Below are 16017 nucleotides of genomic sequence, written 5' to 3' on the forward strand. Positions count from 1 at the left end.
TCCCGCGTGCCGTTGCTCCTGCTCGACCTGGACAACACCCTGCTCGACCGCGCCGGGCCGTTCCGTGCCTGGGGAGAGCGCTTCCTGGAGAGCGTCGGCGCGCCCCGCACCGACATCGAATGGTTGCTCTCCATCGACGCGGACGGGCTGACCGACCGGTGGGACGTCGCGGACGCCATCCGGGACCGGTACGGGCTGAAGATTCCCTCGATCGACCTGGTCGAGGAGCTGCACGACGGGGTGGTGGCGAACACCCGGCTGGACCCGCTGGTCGCCTGCGCACTGCGGATCGCAGAGGACGCCGGCTGGGTGCCGGTGGTGGTCACCAACGGGGTGGTCCGCCAGCAGGAGGCGAAGATCCGCCGCACCGGCCTGGACCGGTACGTGGCCGACTGGGTGATCTCCGAGGAGGCCGGCGTCAGCAAGCCCAACCCGCGGATCTTCGCGTTCGCCGCCCAGCGGGTCCGGATGCCGCTGCGCGGCGCCTGGGTGATCGGGGACAGCCCGGAGGCGGACATCGGCGGGGCCACCGCCGTCGGCCTGCCCAGCGTCTGGCTGCACCGGGGGCGCCGCTGGTCGGACGACCGCTTCGCGCCCACCCGCACGGTGGACGGGCTGATCGCGGCCGTGGCCACCGTGCTGGCCGGCTGACCGCCGGCACCCCGCCGCCGGCGCCGGCCGGCGGGGTAATTCGGTTGACCCGTCCGCGCCGCCCGGCGAGCATGGGGCCGCGCGAGGGCGCAGCCGGGCGGGGCCCGGTCGAGGAGAGGAGGTCGGTCATGGCCGTCTTTGCAGGGTCGTTCCACCTGCCTCCACCAGCCTCGATCGAAGGATCAACCCACCCGTGCGTGAACACGACTTCCCGGCGCCGCAGCGCCGTGGCCGCGGCAAGAGCCGCTTTGACGACGACGAACCGTACTTCCTGAAGCGGGGCCGGCACGCCGAGCCGGTCCTCGCCGAGCCCGACGCCGAGCCCGATCCCGAGGACCGCTGGTCCTCCTGGGACGAGGCCGTGCACGGGCCCGAACCCCATCCCGAGTGGCTGGTCACCGAGCTGGCCGCGAAGGACAGCGAACTCGGCGTGCTGAAGACCGGCAAGGAGGCGGACGTCCACCTGGTCCGCCGGGCCGTGCCCGGCTCCGACCGCTCCTGCCTGCTGGCGGCGAAGCGCTACCGGGACGCCGAGCACCGGCTCTTCCACCGGGACGCCGGCTACCTGGAGGGGCGCCGGGTCCGCCGGTCCCGGGAGATGCGGGCGATGGCCGGGCGCACCGCGTTCGGCCGGCAGATGATCGCCGGGCAGTGGGCGGCGGCCGAGTTCGGCGCCCTGGCCCGGCTCTGGGAGATCGGCGCCGCCTCCGGGCGGATCGCCGTGCCGTACCCGGTGCAGCTGCTCGGCACCGAGCTGATGCTGGAGTTCGTCGGGGACGCCGAGGAGGGGCAGGCCGCGCCGCGGCTGGCCCAGCTCCGTCCCGACGCCGCCGAGCTCCGCGACCTGTGGGAGCAACTGGTCGACGCGCTGGTCGTGCTGGCCCGGGCCGGCTACGCGCACGGCGACCTGTCGCCGTACAACCTGCTGGTGCACCGGGGGCGGCTGGTCATGATCGACCTGCCGCAGGTGGTCGACGTGGTGGCCAACCCGCAGGGGCCGGAGTTCCTCACCCGGGACGTCCGGGTGGTCGCCACCTGGTTCGCCGCCCGGGGGCTGCCCGCCGCGGTCACCGACCAGGGCGAGCTGGCCGGGCTGCTGCTGCGGGAGGCGGGGCTCCGCTGAGCGCGGCGCGTCCCGGGCGGGTGTGCTTCCGCCCGGGACGCGACCGCGTGGGTCCGGTGGTCCGCGCCCGGAGGCGGGCGCGGACCGTCACTGGAGGTAGCGCTCGACCTCCGGGAGCGGGCGTTCACCCTGGGCGTCCGGGTCGCCGTGCGCCTGGCGGGCCGCCCGCCGGCGGCGCAGCAGGTCCCAGCACTGGTCGAGGGACTCTTCGAGCGCCCGTAGCCGCTCGCGCGCCTCGTCGTCGGTGCCGGCCTCGTTCTCCTGCGCGGCCGCGCGCAGCCGGTGCTCCTCGTCGACGAGTTCGGAGATCCGGTTCAGGATGGTCTTGTCGTCCATGCCCGAAGCTTGGCACAGGGGGCGGTGCCGCGCCCGGGTTCTCCCCGCGCCCGCCGGGCGTGCCGCGCCGGTGGGTCGCCCCGGCGGCCGGGCCCGGCTAGGTTCCCCGCCATGCCGCTCACCGTCCGTCCCTTCCGGCCCGCCGACGCCCCCGCCGTCGCCGAGGTGCTCCGCGCCGCCGCGCCGCACCACCTGGTCACCCCGGAGCTGATCGCCTGGCAGGCGGTCGCCGCCCCGGCCGCCGAGCGGCACGCGCTGCTGGTCGCGGACGACAGCACCGGGTCGCGGCGCGGTGGCGAGCTGTGCGGCGTCGCCCGCACCGGGCTGCTGTACGAGAGCGCGGAGCCCGGGCTGGGCTTCGCCAACGTCAGCGTGCACCCGGGGCGGCGCGGCCGGGGCGTGGGGACCGCGCTGCTGACCGCCGCCGAGCGCCGGCTCGTCGGGTTGGGCGTGGTCACCGCGTACGCGAAGGTGGCCGACGACCCGGTCGCGGTGGGCTTCGCCGAGCGGCGGGGTTACCGGCGCGGCCGGCGGGCCGTGCAACTGCGTCTGGAGCTGGCCACGGCGACGCTGCCCGACCTACCGGCGGTGCCCGGCGTGGAGCTGATCACGGCGGGGAAGCTGACCGACCCGCACCCGGTGTACGAGGCGGACCTGGCCGCCGCCGCGGACGAGCCGGGCGACGTGCCGATGGACCACATCAGCTATCCCGACTGGTTGGCCGCCTACTGGGACCGCCCGGACCTGGACCGGGAGCTGACCTCGCTGGCCATGGTGGACGGTGACGTGGTGGCGTTCAGCGTCGCCCTGACCGACGGCCGCGACGGCTACGAGTCCGGGATGACCGGCACCCGGCCCGGCCACCGCCGCGCCGGCCTGGCCGGGTTGGTCAAACTCGCCTCGCTGCACCGGGCGCGACGGGCCGGTCACCGGTACGCGCTCACCACCAACGACGCCGCCAACGACGCGATGCTGGCCATCAACCGCCGCCTGGGCTACCGGACGGTGGGTGCCGAGTGGCGCTACCTGCGGAGCCTTTCCGGCGAGGACTTCCCGGCCGGATCCATTGTCGACTGTGGGAATGTTCACTAGTGAAATATTTTCCCGTCCTGTCTTTTACTCTTTCCTCCCGACTGGCATGCTCGGCGGGCGACATCACCCATCATCACTGCGTCGCGACACTGAGTTGACCTGGAGGGGAGCTGTTCACGTGGACCAGCCACATCCGGTGCCCGGGCCCACGGGACAGCTCCAAACCGTCCCGCTGCGCCGGCTCCTGCCCGGCATGCTCCGCGATCCCGCCCGGGCGCTGATCGACGTCGGCAACCGCACCGGGGGTGCCGTGGTCCGGCTCAACCTGGGATCGTTCCGCCCCTACCTGGTCACCCACCCCCGGCACGTCCAGCACGTGCTCCGCGATCGGGCCGACAACTACGAGCGGGCGGGCGACGGGCTGTTCTGGCGGCCGGTCAAGCGGCTGTTCGGCGAGGGGATCCTCGGCGAGGGTCAGATCTGGTCGGCCAGCCGCCGGATGCTCCAGCCGATGTTCACCGCGAGGCGGGTGGAGGCCCTGGTCGACGGGATGGCGGACGCCGTCCGCGACGCCGTCGACGAGCTGGACGAGCCGTCCCGCGCCGGCCGCGCCGTCGACATCGGCGTCGAGCAGGCGCGGATCGTCTGCCGCGCGATCATGCGGGTGCTCTTCGCCGACAAGATCTCGGTGCCGGACGCGATGCGGGTGATCGACGCGCAGGACGTCATCGCCACCGCGGTCATCCCCCGGATCGTCGTGCCCTTCGCCCCGCTGTCCCTGCCGATGCCGGGTGACCGCCCGTTCCGCCGGGCCAAGCGCATCGTCGACGACGTGCTGGTGCCCATCGTCCGGCAGACCCGGGCGGTGGCCGACGAGGGCGACGACGTGATCTCCACGCTCTGGCGGGCCCGCACCGAGGACGGTCGGCAGCTCGACGAGGGGCAGGTCCGCAACGACACGGTGGCGATGTTCGCCGCGACCACCGAGACCACGATCAACGTGCTCACCTGGCTCTGGCCCCACCTGGCCGAGCGGCCCGACGTCGCCGACCGGCTCTACGCCGAGATCGACGAGGTGGTGGGCGGCGAACCGGTCCGCCGCGAGCATCTGCGGGACCTGACCTACACCAGGATGGTGCTGGACGAGCTGCTCCGGCTCTATCCCATCGGCTGGATCATCCCGCGCCGCGCGGTTGCCGCCGACGTGATCGACGGCGTGCCGATCGAGGCCGGCGCCACCATGGTGGCGAGCCCGCTGATCACTCAGCGGATGGCGCAGTTCTGGGAGCGGCCCGACGAGTTCGACCCCGAACGGTTCCGGCCGGAGCGGGTCCGGGGTCGCCACCGGTACGCGCACTTCCCGTTCGGCGGCGGCCCGCACCAGTGCCTCGGGATGTACCTGTTCTACCTGGAGGCGCAGCTCATCCTCGCCACGATGCTCAGCCGCTACCGGTTCCGGCTGCGCCGCGCCGGCGTACCGGGACTGCGGCTGGCCGCGGCGCTGCGGCCGCGCGAGCGGGTCGAGCTGACGCTGTCGGCGTCCCGGAGCCTGGCGGGGCCGGCATGACCACCGTGGACGCGCCGGTCGACCAGCTCGATGCGGCCGCGGAGCAGGGTCGGGTCTGCGCGCTCGCCGCCCGGGGGCAGCGCGGGTTGCAGCGGCGGGCCGCCGCCCATCCCGAGCTCTTCCCCGAGCGTCCCTTCGACGCGGCCCTCTTCGGCAGCGTCGCGCTGGCCATGGCGTTCAGCGCGCCGCGGTGCACGGTCGAGGAGCTGGACCTCACCGGCCGCGCGGTGCTGTGGGGCTTCGCGGTCGACTGGCAGGTCGACCACCTGGCGACCTCCCGGGCGGAGATCGACCGGATCACCGAGACCTGCCTCGCGGTCGCCGACGGCGCCGCGCCCGGAGACCCGCTGGGGCGGTTCCTCGCCGAGCTGCGCGACGACCTCGCCGCCACCCCGGCCTTCAGCGAGCTGCGGGGGCTGTGGCGGGAGGAGATCGCCCGCACCCTGCGCGCCATGGCTCGCGAGTGGGAGTGGAAGACCGCGATGGCAGGTGGCAGCGGCGCCCCGCCCACCCTGGCCGACTACCTCGCCAACGCCGAGAACCTCGCCGCCACGGTGGTCAACGTCGCCCACTGGATCCACACCGGATCCGCCGGCACGCACCGGGAGCTGTCCCGGCTCGTCGCGGTCAGCGACGAGGTGCAGCGGGCCCTGCGCCTGGTCAACGACCTCGGCACCTACCAGCGGGACCGCGAGTGGGGAGACCTCAACGCCCTCATGCTGGTGGCCGATCGCGCCGAGGTCGAGCGGCGGACGGCGGCGCAGGTCGACCACTGCCGGCGGCTGCTGGCCGAGCTGGCGGTCGACCGCCCCCGGGAGGCGGACTACCTGACCCGGCAGCTTGGCTTCACCAGCGGCTTCTACCGCCTCACCGACTTCTGGGGCGTCCGGTGACCGTCGTCGCCGCCGACGCCCGCCGGGAAGCCGAGGGGGAGTCGCCGGGCGGCGAACCGGGGCCGGCCGGCCAGGTCCGGGAGCTGGTCGCGGCGCTGGTGCGGCACCCGTCCGGGCAGACCTCGGCGTCGGCCTACGAGACGGCCCGCCTGGTCGCCCTGGCGCCCTGGCTGCCCGGTCACCACGCGCGGATCCGGTGGCTGCTCGACGGGCAGCGGCCCGACGGCGGTTGGGGCGGCCCGGACGGGTACGCCCTGGTGCCGACCCTGAGCGCCGTCGACGCCCTGCTCACCGCGGACGGCCGGGAAGACCCCGGCGCGCTGGCCGACGCCGCGGAGCGCGGGCTGCGCTTCCTGGCGGGCCGGCTCGGCGACCGGGCCGCGCCGGCGCTGCCCGACCTGCCGGCCACCGACCTGATCGTGCCGGCGCTGCTGGAGTCGATCGACCGGCGGCTGAACGACCCGCAGGGAGCCCCGCCGGGGCTGGCGGCGTGGCGCGACCGGCCCCGGCCGGCCCTCCCGGCGGGGGTGGACCGCGGCCGGCTGGACCGGGTACGCGGCCTGCTGCGCGCCGGCCGGCCGGTCCCCGAGAAGCTGGCGCACGCCCTCGAGGTCGGCGGTGAGCTGGCCCGCGGGGCGGCCGGCGTCGCACCGGCCGGCCCGGGCACGGTCGGGGCCTCGCCCGCGGCGACCGCCGCCTGGCTCGGGGACCCCGACGGCCCGCGACCCGCCGCGGACTACCTGCGCCGGTTCGCCCGGGTCGGGCCGGTGCCCTGCGCCAGCCCGGTGGCCGTCTTCGAGCGGGCCTGGGTGCTCGCCATCCTCGCCCGGGCCGGTGTGCCGCTGACGGTGCCCGCCACGCTGGTGGCGGAGCTGCGGGCCGCCCTCGGCCCGGCCGGGGCCGCCACCGGCCCGGGACTGCCGACCGACGCGGACACCACGTCGGTGGCCCTGTACGCGCTCGCCCGGCTGGGCGTGCCGGTGGACCCGGCCACCCTCCTCGGGTACGACACGGGCGACCATTTCTGCACCTGGCAGGGGGAGGACGGGGCGTCGGTCACCACGAACGCGCACGTGCTCGACGCGCTCGACCGCCACCTCGCCGAGGCTGGTCCGGCGGCGGCGCCCCGCGTCGCGGCGGTCGCGGACCGGGTGGCCGCCTGGCTGGTCGCCCGGCAGGAGGTCGACGGCCGGTGGTCCGACCGGTGGCACGCGTCCGCCTACTACGCCACGTACTGCGCGGTGCTCGCCCTCGTCGACCATGGCGGCGCTGCCGGTCGGGAGGCCGTGGCCCGGGCCACCGGATGGCTGCTGGACAGCCAGCGGGCGGACGGCTCGTGGGGACGGTGGGCCGGCACGGCGGAGGAGACCGCGTACGCGGTGCTGGCGCTGTCGGGCGCCGGCTCGTCGGACGCGAGGGTCGTCGACGCGCTCGCCCGCGGCCGGCGCCGACTGTCCGCCGGGGACGGTGAGGGTGACGGGCCGGCGCTGTGGCACGACAAGGATCTCTACCGTCCGACGCTGATCGTCCGGTCAGCGGTGCTCGCCGCGCGGTGGGGCGGCGGCGGGACACCCACCATGATCAGGATCGCTTGAGTCAAGTTCCCGACGCTGCTAGCGTGCGCCGGGATCGATCCTCGACGAATCGGTCTCCGGCACGTGACCGAATACCCGGCCAGGACGGTGTGATGGGCTCCCGCAGTACGAACCTCCGGACCAAGATCATCGCCCTGCTCGTGTCCCTGGCGGCGCTGTGGGCCTTCGCGGCGTGGGTGACCGTCCGGGACGGCTTCAACCTGCTGGGCGTGCAGACGCTCAACGCCCAGGTGTTCGAGCCCAGCGACCCGCTGCTGCTGCAGTTGCAGAACGAGCGGCGACTGTCCCTGGCGTACCTGGGACAGTCCGACCCGGACCAGCTCCAGGAGTTGGACACCCAACGGCAGCGGACCGACGAGGCCGCCGCGACGCTCTGGAGGTCCGCGCAGGACTGGCGGACCACGCTCGCCGGGAGCGCCGAGCTCGAGCAGCGCCTCGCCGACCTCCGGACCGAGATCGGCCAGCTCGCCGACGTCCGGGCCGAGGTGGGGCGCAAGACCATCGACCGGGCCGCGACGCAGACCGCCTACAACGAGGCGATCGACGCGATCTTCGGGGTCTTCGACGCCCTCGGCGGCCTGGACGACCAGGAGATCGCCCGCGACACCGCCGCGCTGATCGACCTGAACCGCGCCCGCGAGCTGCTGTCGCAGCAGGACGCGCTGCTGACCGGCGTGCTGGCGGCCAACCGGATGACCGCGACCGAACAGGCCGCGTTCGCCCGGCTGGTGGGCGCGCAGTGGTACCTCGCCGACCGGACCGCCCGGGACCTCGCCCCGACGGACCAGGCCCGCTATCAGCAGATGATCGACGGCGACGCGTTCCGGCAGCTGCGCGGCCTGCAGGAGCGGGTCCTGGCGGCCCGGGACAGCGACGTCCGGCCGCCCGTCTCGGCGTCCGCCTGGCAGGCCGCCGCCCCGCCGGCGATGGACGCCCTGCGCGGCGTCATCCTCGCCGGCGGTGAGGACATCGTGTCCCGGGCGACCCCGGTCGCCATCGGCGTCATCGTCCGGCTGGTGCTGGCGGCAGGCCTCGGCCTGCTCGCCGTCATCGCGTCCATCGTGGTCTCGGTCTCCACCGCCCGGGCGCTGCTGCGGCAGCTCGAACGCCTCCGCGACGCCGCGTTCCGGCTGGCGGAGGAGCGGCTGCCGGGCGTGGTGGAGCGGCTCGGCCACGGCGAGGAGGTCGATGTTGCCCGGGAGGCGCCCCCGCTCGAGGTCGGCGACGACGAGATCGGGCAGGTGGGCAGGGCGTTCAACGCCGTGCAGGAGACCGCCATCCGGACCGCCGTCGAGCAGGCCGAGCTGCGCCGCAGCGTCCGGGAGATCTTCCTCAGCCTGGCCCGGCGCACCCAGGCGCTGGTCCACCGCCAGCTCACCCTGCTCGACGCGATGGAGCGCCGGGAGCACGACGCCGAGGAACTGGAGGACCTGTTCCGCGTCGACCACCTGGCGACCCGGATGCGGCGCAACGCGGAGAACCTGATCGTCCTCTCCGGCTCCACGCCGGGCCGGGCCTGGCGGCGGAACGTGCCGATGGTGGACGTGGTCCGTGGCGCGGTGGCCGAGGTCGAGGACTACACCCGGGTCAACGTGCGGCCGCTCGGCCCGGTCTCGCTGACCGGCCGGGCCGTCGGTGACGTCATCCACCTGCTGGCCGAGCTGGTCGAGAACGGGCTGTCCTTCTCGCCCCCGCACACCACGGTCGAGGTACGCGGCCAGATGGTCGCCAATGGCTTCGCCCTCGAGATCGAGGACCGGGGTCTCGGCATGAGCGAGGACGAGCTGACGGCGGCGAACGACCGCATCGTGGACAAGTCCGAGCTGAACCTGGCCAACGCCTCCCGGCTCGGCCTGTACGTGGTCAGCCGGCTGACCGAGCGGCACGGCGTGAAGGTGCAGCTCAGGGAGTCCGCGTACGGCGGCACCACGGCCGTGGTGCTGATCCCGGCGGACCTGGTCACCGAGGACGGGCCGGACCCGTACACCTCCGGCGGCTTCCGGGTGGGTGCCGGCAGCTCGTCCCCGGTGGACGTTCCGGTGGCGCCCGGCACGCCGGAGGAGGCCGGACCCGGGTCGGCCGCCGAGTTGGTGGCGACCGCGACGGTGACCACGCCGGACGCCCGGGAGGAGTCCGACCCCGCGCCCGAGCCGGCGGAGACCGTGACCGAAGCGCCGCCGCTCACGCCGTCCGGGCTGCCGGCGCGTGCCCGGAAGCGGCAGCCGGTGGCGGCGGAGCTGGCGGGCGGCACGAGCGCCGCACCGCCCGCGGTGGCTCCCGCCGAGGCGGACGGTGGCGCCGCGGCGAAGACGGAATCCGGCCTGCCGGTCCGGGTCCGCCAGGCGAGTCTCGTCCCCGAGCTGCACAGCGATCCCTCCATCATGGACGATGACCAGGACGACGACGCGGTACGCCAGCCCGAGCAGGTGCGCCGGATGATGAGCTCCTACCAGAGCGGCACCCGACGCGGGCGGACCGACGCGGCGCGGCTGCTCGGCGGGGCACACGGGGCCGGCGGCGGGCCGGACCCGGGGGACGAGCAGGCGACCTGAGGGGGACGCCGTGGCGGCGGATCCCAGGAAGAGCACGGCGAAACCAGCCGGGGAGAAGAGGACGACGAGTGGCGCAGAAGACGGCTTCGAGCGCAGACCTGACGTGGCTGCTGGACGACCTGGTCAGCCGGGTCAAGCAGGCGGAACACGCCGTGGCGCTCTCCACCGACGGCCTGCTGATGGCTTCGTCACGGGGCCTGAGCCGGGACGACGGTGAGCACCTGGCCGCCATGGCGGCCGGCATCCAGAGCCTGGCCCGGGGCGCCGGCAAGCGCTTCGGCGGGGGTCAGGTGCAGCAGACCATCATCGAGATGCAGTCGTCGTTCCTCTTCGTCACCGCGGCCGGGCGCAACGCCTGCCTGGCCGTGCTGGCCTCCGAGGACGCCGACGTCGGCCTGATCGCCTACGAGATGGCGATGCTGGTCACCCGGGTGGGCCGGTTCGTGGCCTCCCCGACCCGCGACGCGTCCGCCGGCGAGAATCCGGCGCGATGACCGGCCAGGGGGCGCCTGCGGAGCAGGAGTGGGTGGACGACCATGCGGGTCCGGTGGTCCGCCCGTACGCGGTGACCGGCGGCCGGGCCCGCCCGGTGACCGGCACGTTCGACCTGATCTCCCTGGTCACGGCGACCCGGGCGGACGTGGGAACGGAGTCCGGGCTGGGCCCGGAGCACGTGGCGATCGTCGGCCTCTGCCAGCGGATGCAGTCCGTGGCCGAGATCGCCGCCCTTCTCGACCTGCCGGTGGGCACCGTCCGAGTCCTCCTCGGTGACCTGGTTGCCCGCAGCCTAGTGCAGGTCCGTGAGCCGCGCGCCACCCCCGCCGGCCTTCCCGATGACAGTGTTTTCGAGGCGGTAATCAATGGACTACGGGCGCTCTGAGCGGCCGGCGGGTGCGGCACCGCTGCCCACCGCGATCAAGATCCTGGTCGCCGGCGGCTTCGGCGCCGGCAAGACCACCCTGGTCGGCGCGGTCAGCGAGACCCGCCCGCTGCGGACCGAGGAGGTGCTGACCGAGACCAGCGTCGGCATCGACGACCTCTCCGGGGTGGAGGAGAAGACCACCACCACCGTGGCGATGGACTTCGGCCGGATCACCATCAGCGACGACCTGGTGCTCTACCTGTTCGGCACCCCCGGCCAGGACCGCTTCTGGTTCGTCTGGGACGAGCTGGCGTTGGGCGCGATCGGCGCGGTGGTGCTCGCCGACACCCGGCGGCTGGCCGACTGCTTCCCGTCGATCGACTACTTCGAGGGGCGGGGCACCCCGTTCGTGGTCGCGGTGAACTGCTTCGAGGGCGCGAGACGCTTCCGGCTGGACGAGGTGCAGGCGGCGCTCAACCTGGACCCGGGCGTACCGGTGGTGCTCTGCGACGCCCGGCAGCGGGAGTCGGCCAAGGAGGTGCTGATCACGCTGCTTGAGCACGCCATGAAGCTGCGGGAGGAGCGCCGCCAGGCCGCCGCCGACTGACCGCGGACCGGGCGATGTGCCGCCGCGGACTCAGCGGCGCAGGGCGGTCTCCCGCTCCATGTGCGACAGCTTGTCGGGATTGCGCACGGCGTAGAGCCCCGTGATGAGGCCGCCGTCGACGTGTATCGCGACGACGGTGTCGACCTCGCCACCCTGCCGGAGAATCAGCGCCGGGTAACCATTGACCTGTGCCGGCTGCAGCGACATCTCGGCGGCGACCCGGCCCAGCCCGACAGCCAGCAGGTGGCCCACCTTGGCGGCCCCCACGACAGGCCGCAGGACGGCCTGCTTGACTCCGCCACCGTCGCCCAGGAAGACGACGTCCGGTGCGAGGATGTCGAGCAGGCGCTGCAGATCGCCCGTTTCGACCGCCCGCTGGAACGCCTCGAGCGCGCCTCGGGTCTGGGCCGCGGAGACGGCCCCGCGTGGCCGGCGCGCCGCGACGTGGGCCCGTGCCCGGTGCGCGATCTGACGGACCGCGGCCGAGCTCTTGTCGACGGCTTCCGCGATCTCGTCATACTCCAGATCGAACACCTCACGGAGCACGAACACCGCCCGCTCGGTCGGCGTGAGCGTCTCCAGCACCAGCAGCATCGCCATCGAGACGCTGTCGGCCAACTCGACGTCCTCGGCCACGTCGGGCGCGGTCAGCAGCGGCTCGGGCAGCCAGGGGCCGACGTAGGACTCCTTGCGGCGGCGGAGCGTCCGCAGCCGGACGAGCGCCTGGCGGGTGGTGATCCGGACCAGGTATGCACGCTGATCCCGCACGGTGTCGAGGTCGACGCCGACCCATCGCAGCCAGGTCTCCTGCAGGGCGTCTTCGGCGTCGGCGGCCGAGCCGAGCATCTCGTAGGCGACGGTGAACAGCAGATTGCGGTGGGCGAGGAACGCCTCGGTGGCGGGGTCCGGGCGGTCGTCGCGGCCGCTCTCCCTGCCCCGATCGTCGGCTGCGGTCCGCGACATGCCGGCCATGGGTGGCTCCTGTTCGCTCTCGACGGTGTCACCCATCAGATGCCGGGACCCGCCGTGGTGTGACACCCGGCCGCTCCTCTCCCCTGTGGGGTGCGTCACGTGGTCACGCTGTCACAGGGGCCGGGGTCGCCGGCATCTCGTGGTCGTCCAGTGCAACACCACGAGAGGAACGACACGATGGACGCCCGATTCAACCTGTTCGACAACGAGATCGCCGCCAAGTTCGCCAAGCGGTTCGCCAACACCAGCCTGGTGATCGAGCAGTCGCCGCTGCCGAAGCCCACGCAGGAACTGGTGTCGCTGCGCGCCAGCCAGATCAACGGCTGCGGTTGGTGCATCGACTTCCACACCAAGGAGGCCGCGGCCGCCGGTGAGACCGCGCTCCGGCTCAACCTGGTCGCCGCCTGGCGCGAGTCCACCGTGTTCACCGAGGCCGAGCAGGCCGCGCTGGCGCTCGCCGAGGAGGGCACCCGGCTCGCCGACGCCCACCAGGGCGTGTCCGACGAGACCTGGGCCCAGGTGCGCAAGCACTACGACGACGACCAGATCGGCGCGCTGGTCTGCCTGGTCGCCATGATCAACGCGGCCAACCGGCTCGCCGTGATCGTGCACCAGAAGGGGGGTTCGTACGAGCCCGGCATGTTCGCCAGCATGTCGAGCTGAGCGGCCGGCGAATCCCGGCCCGGCCCAGGATCATCCGATCCGGGCCGGCCCCGCGAAAACGCCGAAGGGCCCCTCCCCGCGAGCGCGGGAAGGGGCCCTTCGCGGTGTAGGACGTCAGCTGGCGATCATGCGACGCAGCACGTACTGCAGGATGCCGCCGTGCCGGTAGTAGTCGGCCTCACCGGGGGTGTCGATCCGGACCACCGCGTCGAACTCCACGCCGGTGTCGGTGGTGACCTTGACCGTCCGCGGGGTCTCCCCGTCGTTGAGCGCGGTGACGCCGCTGATGGAGAAGGTCTCCGTGCCGGTCAGGCCCAGCGACTCGGCGGTGGTGTCGACCGGGAACTGCAGCGGCAGGACGCCCATGCCGATCAGGTTCGACCGGTGGATCCGCTCGTACGACTCGGCGATGACCGCCTTGACGCCGAGCAGCATGGTGCCCTTGGCCGCCCAGTCACGGGACGAGCCGGAGCCGTACTCCTTGCCGGCCAGGATGACCAGCGGGACGTCCGCCTCCTGGTACGCCATCGAGGCGTCGTAGATCGAGGTCTGCTCGCCGGTCATGTGGTTGACCGTGAAGCCGCCCTCGACGCCCGGCACCAGCTGGTTGCGCAGCCGGATGTTGGCGAAGGTGCCCCGGATCATGACCTCGTGGTTGCCTCGGCGCGAGCCGTACGAGTTGAACTCGTGCCGGGCCACGCCGTGCTCCGCGAGGTACTTACCGGCGGGGGAGTCCGCCTTGATCGAGCCGGCCGGGGAGATGTGGTCGGTGGTCACCGAGTCGCCCAGCTTGGCCAGCACCCGAGCCGCACTGATGTCGGAAACAGGCGCCGGCAGGCGCTCCATGCCCTCGAAGTACGGGGGCTTGCGGACGTAGGTCGACTCGCCGTCCCAGGCGAAGGTGTCCCCGGTCGGGGTCGGCAGCGACTGCCAGCGCTCGTCACCGGCGAAGACGTCGGCGTAGGCGGAGCTGAAGCCGGTGGCGCCGATCGCCGAGGCGATGACGTCCTGGATCTCGGCGGTGTTCGGCCAGATGTCCCGCAGGAACACAGGGTTGCCCTGGCTGTCCTCGCCGATCGGCTCGTTGGCCAGGTCGATGTCCATGGTGCCGGCGAGCGCGTACGCGACCACCAGCGGCGGGGACGCCAGGTAGTTCATCTTGACGTCCGGGTTGATCCGGCCCTCGAAGTTCCGGTTGCCGGAGAGCACCGAGACGACCGCCAGGTCGCCCTCGTTGACCGCGGCGGAAACCTCCTCCGGCAGCGGGCCGGAGTTGCCGATGCAGGTGGTGCAGCCGTAGCCGACCAGGTTGAAGCCGAGCTTCTCCAGGTACGGCGTGAGGCCGGCGCGGTCGTAGTAGTCCATGACGACCTTGGAGCCGGGGGCCAGCGTGGTCTTCACCCACGGCTTGCGGGCCAGGCCCTTCTCCACCGCGTTCCGGGCCAGCAGCGCGGCACCGATCATGACCTGCGGGTTCGAGGTGTTGGTGCAGGAGGTGATCGCGGCGATCACCACGGCGCCGTGGTCCAGCTCGTACTCGACGCCGTCGGCGCCGGTCACCCGGATCGGGTTGCTGGCCCGCCCGCCGGAGCCCTTGGCGGCGTTCACCAGGTCACGCGGCTCGTCGGCCGGGTCGACGACGATGCCGGTGGCCGGGGAGTCGCTGGCCGGGAAGGACTCGGCGCTCGCCTCGTCGGCCCGGCCCTGCACGCCGTACGGCGGGTTGGTCCGCACGCCACCGCGAGCGTCGGCGTCGCTGCCGGTCTGGTCGTCGGCGACGTAGTCGGTCAGCGTCGAGCGGAACAGCGTCTTGGCGTTGCCCAGCGGCACCCGGTCCTGCGGGCGCTTCGGACCGGCCAGCGACGGCTCGATCGTGCTCAGGTCGAGCTCGAGGTGCTCCGAGTACGCCGGCTCGCGGTCCGGGTCGTGCCAGAGGCCCTGCTCCTTGGCGTACGTCTCGACCAGCGCGACCTGCTGCGCGTCGCGGCCGGTGAGCTCCAGGTAGCGGATGGTCTCGGCGTCGATCGGGAAGATCGCGACGGTGGAGCCGTACTCCGGGGACATGTTGCCGATGGTGGCCCGGTTGGCCAGCGGCACCGCGCTCACGCCCGGGCCGTAGAACTCGACGAACTTGCCGACGACGCCGTGCTTGCGCAGCATCTCGGTGATGGTGAGCACCAGGTCGGTGGCGGTGGTGCCGGCCGGCATCTCGCCGGAGAGCTTGAAGCCGACGACCCGCGGGATCAGCATGCTGACCGGCTGGCCGAGCATGGCGGCCTCGGCCTCGATGCCGCCGACGCCCCAGCCGAGCACGCCCAGGCCGTTGACCATCGTGGTGTGCGAGTCGGTGCCGACCACCGTGTCCGGGTAGGCCTGGCCGTTGCGCTCCATGACCGTGCGGGCCAGGTACTCGATGTTGACCTGGTGCACGATGCCGGTGCCCGGCGGGACGACCTTGAACTCGTTGAACGCGGTCTGGCCCCAGCGCAGGAACTGGTAGCGCTCCTTGTTGCGCTGGTACTCGAGCTCGACGTTGCGCTGGAAGGCGTCCTCGCGGCCGAACAGGTCAGCGATGACGGAGTGGTCGATGACCAGCTCGGCGGGGGCGAGCGGGTTCACCTTGGTGGCGTCGCCGCCGAGGTCGCGGACGGCCTCCCGCATGGTGGCCAGGTCCACGACGCAGGGCACGCCGGTGAAGTCCTGCATCAGCACCCGGGCCGGGGTGAACTGGATCTCCACGCTCGGGTCGGCGGTGGGGTCCCACGCGCCGAGCTGCTGGATGTGGTCGGCGGTGATGTTCGCGCCGTCCTCGGTCCGCAGCAGGTTCTCCAGCAGGATCTTCAAGCTGTAGGGCAGTCGGTCGTGGCCCTCCACCTTGTCGATCTTGAAAATCTCGTAGCTCGCGTCTCCGACGCGCAGCTGGGTCTTCGCACCGAAGGTGTCGAGGCTCGCCACGTCGTACTCCTTCACACCAGCGACCGTGAGTAGTCCTGAGCAGTCTGTCGCACCGGCCGGGGTGTTGCCGTGGTTAGGCAACACTTACCCGTGTCCGACGCTCAACAAAACCGTACGTCCGTCTTGCTATTCGCGCAACCTCGTGCCAGGGTTCGGGACGAGGAGGTGCCCACCATGATCCATCACGTCCTGGCCGCCTGGTTATGCGG

The 16017-nt window shown here is 73.2% G+C and carries 14 protein-coding genes; 11 read left to right on the forward strand and 3 right to left on the reverse strand.

What is annotated here, in order from left to right; genetic code table 11:
• The first annotated feature begins 6 nt into the window (after nt 1-6).
• Complete coding sequence (locus Q2K19_RS21070) at nt 7-651, forward strand: HAD family hydrolase (RefSeq protein ID WP_302763113.1); 645 nt, start codon at nt 7-9, stop codon at nt 649-651.
• 193 nt (nt 652-844) lie between these two features.
• Nucleotides 845-1774, forward strand: coding sequence for a serine protein kinase RIO (locus Q2K19_RS21075; RefSeq protein WP_302763114.1), 930 nt, complete (start codon nt 845-847; stop codon nt 1772-1774).
• An 87-nt stretch (nt 1775-1861) separates the two neighbouring features.
• On the opposite strand, the gene Q2K19_RS21080 is transcribed toward Q2K19_RS21075, so the two are convergent.
• Nucleotides 1862-2110: a DUF2630 family protein gene (locus Q2K19_RS21080; protein ID WP_302763115.1), complete on the reverse strand. Its 249-nt coding sequence runs from the start codon at nt 2108-2110 to the stop codon at nt 1862-1864.
• Between the two features lie 111 nt (nt 2111-2221).
• Between Q2K19_RS21080 and Q2K19_RS21085 the strand changes: the two genes are divergently transcribed.
• The 8 genes from Q2K19_RS21085 to Q2K19_RS21120 all read left to right on the forward strand — a co-directional run bounded on the left by Q2K19_RS21085 (nt 2222) and on the right by Q2K19_RS21120 (nt 11218).
• The gene (locus Q2K19_RS21085; protein WP_302763116.1) at nt 2222-3202 is read left to right on the forward strand and encodes a GNAT family N-acetyltransferase; all 981 of its coding nucleotides are present in this window, start codon (nt 2222-2224) and stop codon (nt 3200-3202) included.
• 193 nt (nt 3203-3395) lie between these two features.
• Nucleotides 3396-4709, forward strand: coding sequence for a cytochrome P450 (locus Q2K19_RS21090; RefSeq protein ID WP_302772679.1), 1314 nt, complete (start codon nt 3396-3398; stop codon nt 4707-4709).
• Nucleotides 4706-5602, forward strand: coding sequence for a terpene synthase family protein (locus tag Q2K19_RS21095; RefSeq protein ID WP_302763117.1), 897 nt, complete (start codon nt 4706-4708; stop codon nt 5600-5602). The genes Q2K19_RS21090 and Q2K19_RS21095 overlap by 4 nt, the downstream gene beginning before the upstream one ends.
• Nucleotides 5599-7197 carry a prenyltransferase/squalene oxidase repeat-containing protein gene (locus tag Q2K19_RS21100; protein ID WP_302763119.1) on the forward strand — a complete coding sequence of 533 codons (1599 nt, stop codon included), beginning with the start codon at nt 5599-5601 and terminating at the stop codon, nt 7195-7197. Before Q2K19_RS21095 ends, Q2K19_RS21100 begins: the two co-directional genes overlap by 4 nt.
• A 92-nt stretch (nt 7198-7289) precedes the next feature.
• On the forward strand, nt 7290-9749 hold the full coding sequence (locus Q2K19_RS21105) for a sensor histidine kinase (RefSeq protein ID WP_302763120.1): 2460 nt from the start codon (nt 7290-7292) through the stop codon (nt 9747-9749).
• A 68-nt stretch (nt 9750-9817) separates the two neighbouring features.
• Nucleotides 9818-10243, forward strand: coding sequence for a roadblock/LC7 domain-containing protein (locus Q2K19_RS21110; RefSeq protein WP_302763122.1), 426 nt, complete (start codon nt 9818-9820; stop codon nt 10241-10243).
• Complete coding sequence (locus Q2K19_RS21115) at nt 10240-10629, forward strand: DUF742 domain-containing protein (protein WP_302763123.1); 390 nt, start codon at nt 10240-10242, stop codon at nt 10627-10629. The genes Q2K19_RS21110 and Q2K19_RS21115 overlap by 4 nt, the downstream gene beginning before the upstream one ends.
• Entirely contained in the window at nt 10610-11218 is a 609-nt protein-coding gene (locus Q2K19_RS21120; protein ID WP_302763124.1) for a GTP-binding protein, read from the forward strand. Before Q2K19_RS21115 ends, Q2K19_RS21120 begins: the two co-directional genes overlap by 20 nt.
• Nucleotides 11219-11248: 30 nt before the next feature.
• On the opposite strand, the gene Q2K19_RS21125 is transcribed toward Q2K19_RS21120, so the two are convergent.
• On the reverse strand, nt 11249-12181 hold the full coding sequence (locus Q2K19_RS21125) for an RNA polymerase sigma-70 factor (RefSeq protein ID WP_446839796.1): 933 nt from the start codon (nt 12179-12181) through the stop codon (nt 11249-11251).
• Nucleotides 12182-12367: 186 nt separating this feature from the next.
• Between Q2K19_RS21125 and Q2K19_RS21130 the strand changes: the two genes are divergently transcribed.
• Complete coding sequence (locus tag Q2K19_RS21130; RefSeq protein ID WP_302763125.1) at nt 12368-12853, forward strand: carboxymuconolactone decarboxylase family protein; 486 nt, start codon at nt 12368-12370, stop codon at nt 12851-12853.
• 114 nt (nt 12854-12967) lie between these two features.
• Here the strand turns inward: Q2K19_RS21130 and Q2K19_RS21135 are convergent, their stop codons facing one another.
• Nucleotides 12968-15823 carry an aconitate hydratase gene (locus Q2K19_RS21135; protein WP_302763126.1) on the reverse strand — a complete coding sequence of 952 codons (2856 nt, stop codon included), beginning with the start codon at nt 15821-15823 and terminating at the stop codon, nt 12968-12970.
• Between the last annotated feature and the right edge of the window lie 194 nt (nt 15824-16017).

The organism is Micromonospora sp. NBRC 110009 (assembly GCF_030518795.1).
In the GTDB taxonomy this organism is placed as follows: domain Bacteria; phylum Actinomycetota; class Actinomycetes; order Mycobacteriales; family Micromonosporaceae; genus Micromonospora.

Excerpts from the sequence above, each read along its gene's own strand:
- Q2K19_RS21080 (WP_302763115.1), bottom strand. The coding sequence starts at position 2,110 with ATGGACGACAAGACCATCCTGAACCGGATCTCCGAACTCGTCGACGAG.
- Q2K19_RS21085 (WP_302763116.1), top strand. The coding sequence starts at position 2,222 with ATGCCGCTCACCGTCCGTCCCTTCCGGCCCGCCGACGCCCCCGCCGTC.
- Q2K19_RS21090 (WP_302772679.1), top strand. The coding sequence starts at position 3,396 with ATGCTCCGCGATCCCGCCCGGGCGCTGATCGACGTCGGCAACCGCACC.
- Q2K19_RS21095 (WP_302763117.1), top strand. The coding sequence starts at position 4,706 with ATGACCACCGTGGACGCGCCGGTCGACCAGCTCGATGCGGCCGCGGAG.
- Q2K19_RS21105 (WP_302763120.1), top strand. The coding sequence starts at position 7,290 with ATGGGCTCCCGCAGTACGAACCTCCGGACCAAGATCATCGCCCTGCTC.
- Q2K19_RS21115 (WP_302763123.1), top strand. The coding sequence starts at position 10,240 with ATGACCGGCCAGGGGGCGCCTGCGGAGCAGGAGTGGGTGGACGACCAT.
- Q2K19_RS21120 (WP_302763124.1), top strand. The coding sequence starts at position 10,610 with ATGGACTACGGGCGCTCTGAGCGGCCGGCGGGTGCGGCACCGCTGCCC.
- Q2K19_RS21125 (WP_446839796.1), bottom strand. The coding sequence starts at position 12,181 with ATGTCGCGGACCGCAGCCGACGATCGGGGCAGGGAGAGCGGCCGCGAC.
- Q2K19_RS21130 (WP_302763125.1), top strand. The coding sequence starts at position 12,368 with ATGGACGCCCGATTCAACCTGTTCGACAACGAGATCGCCGCCAAGTTC.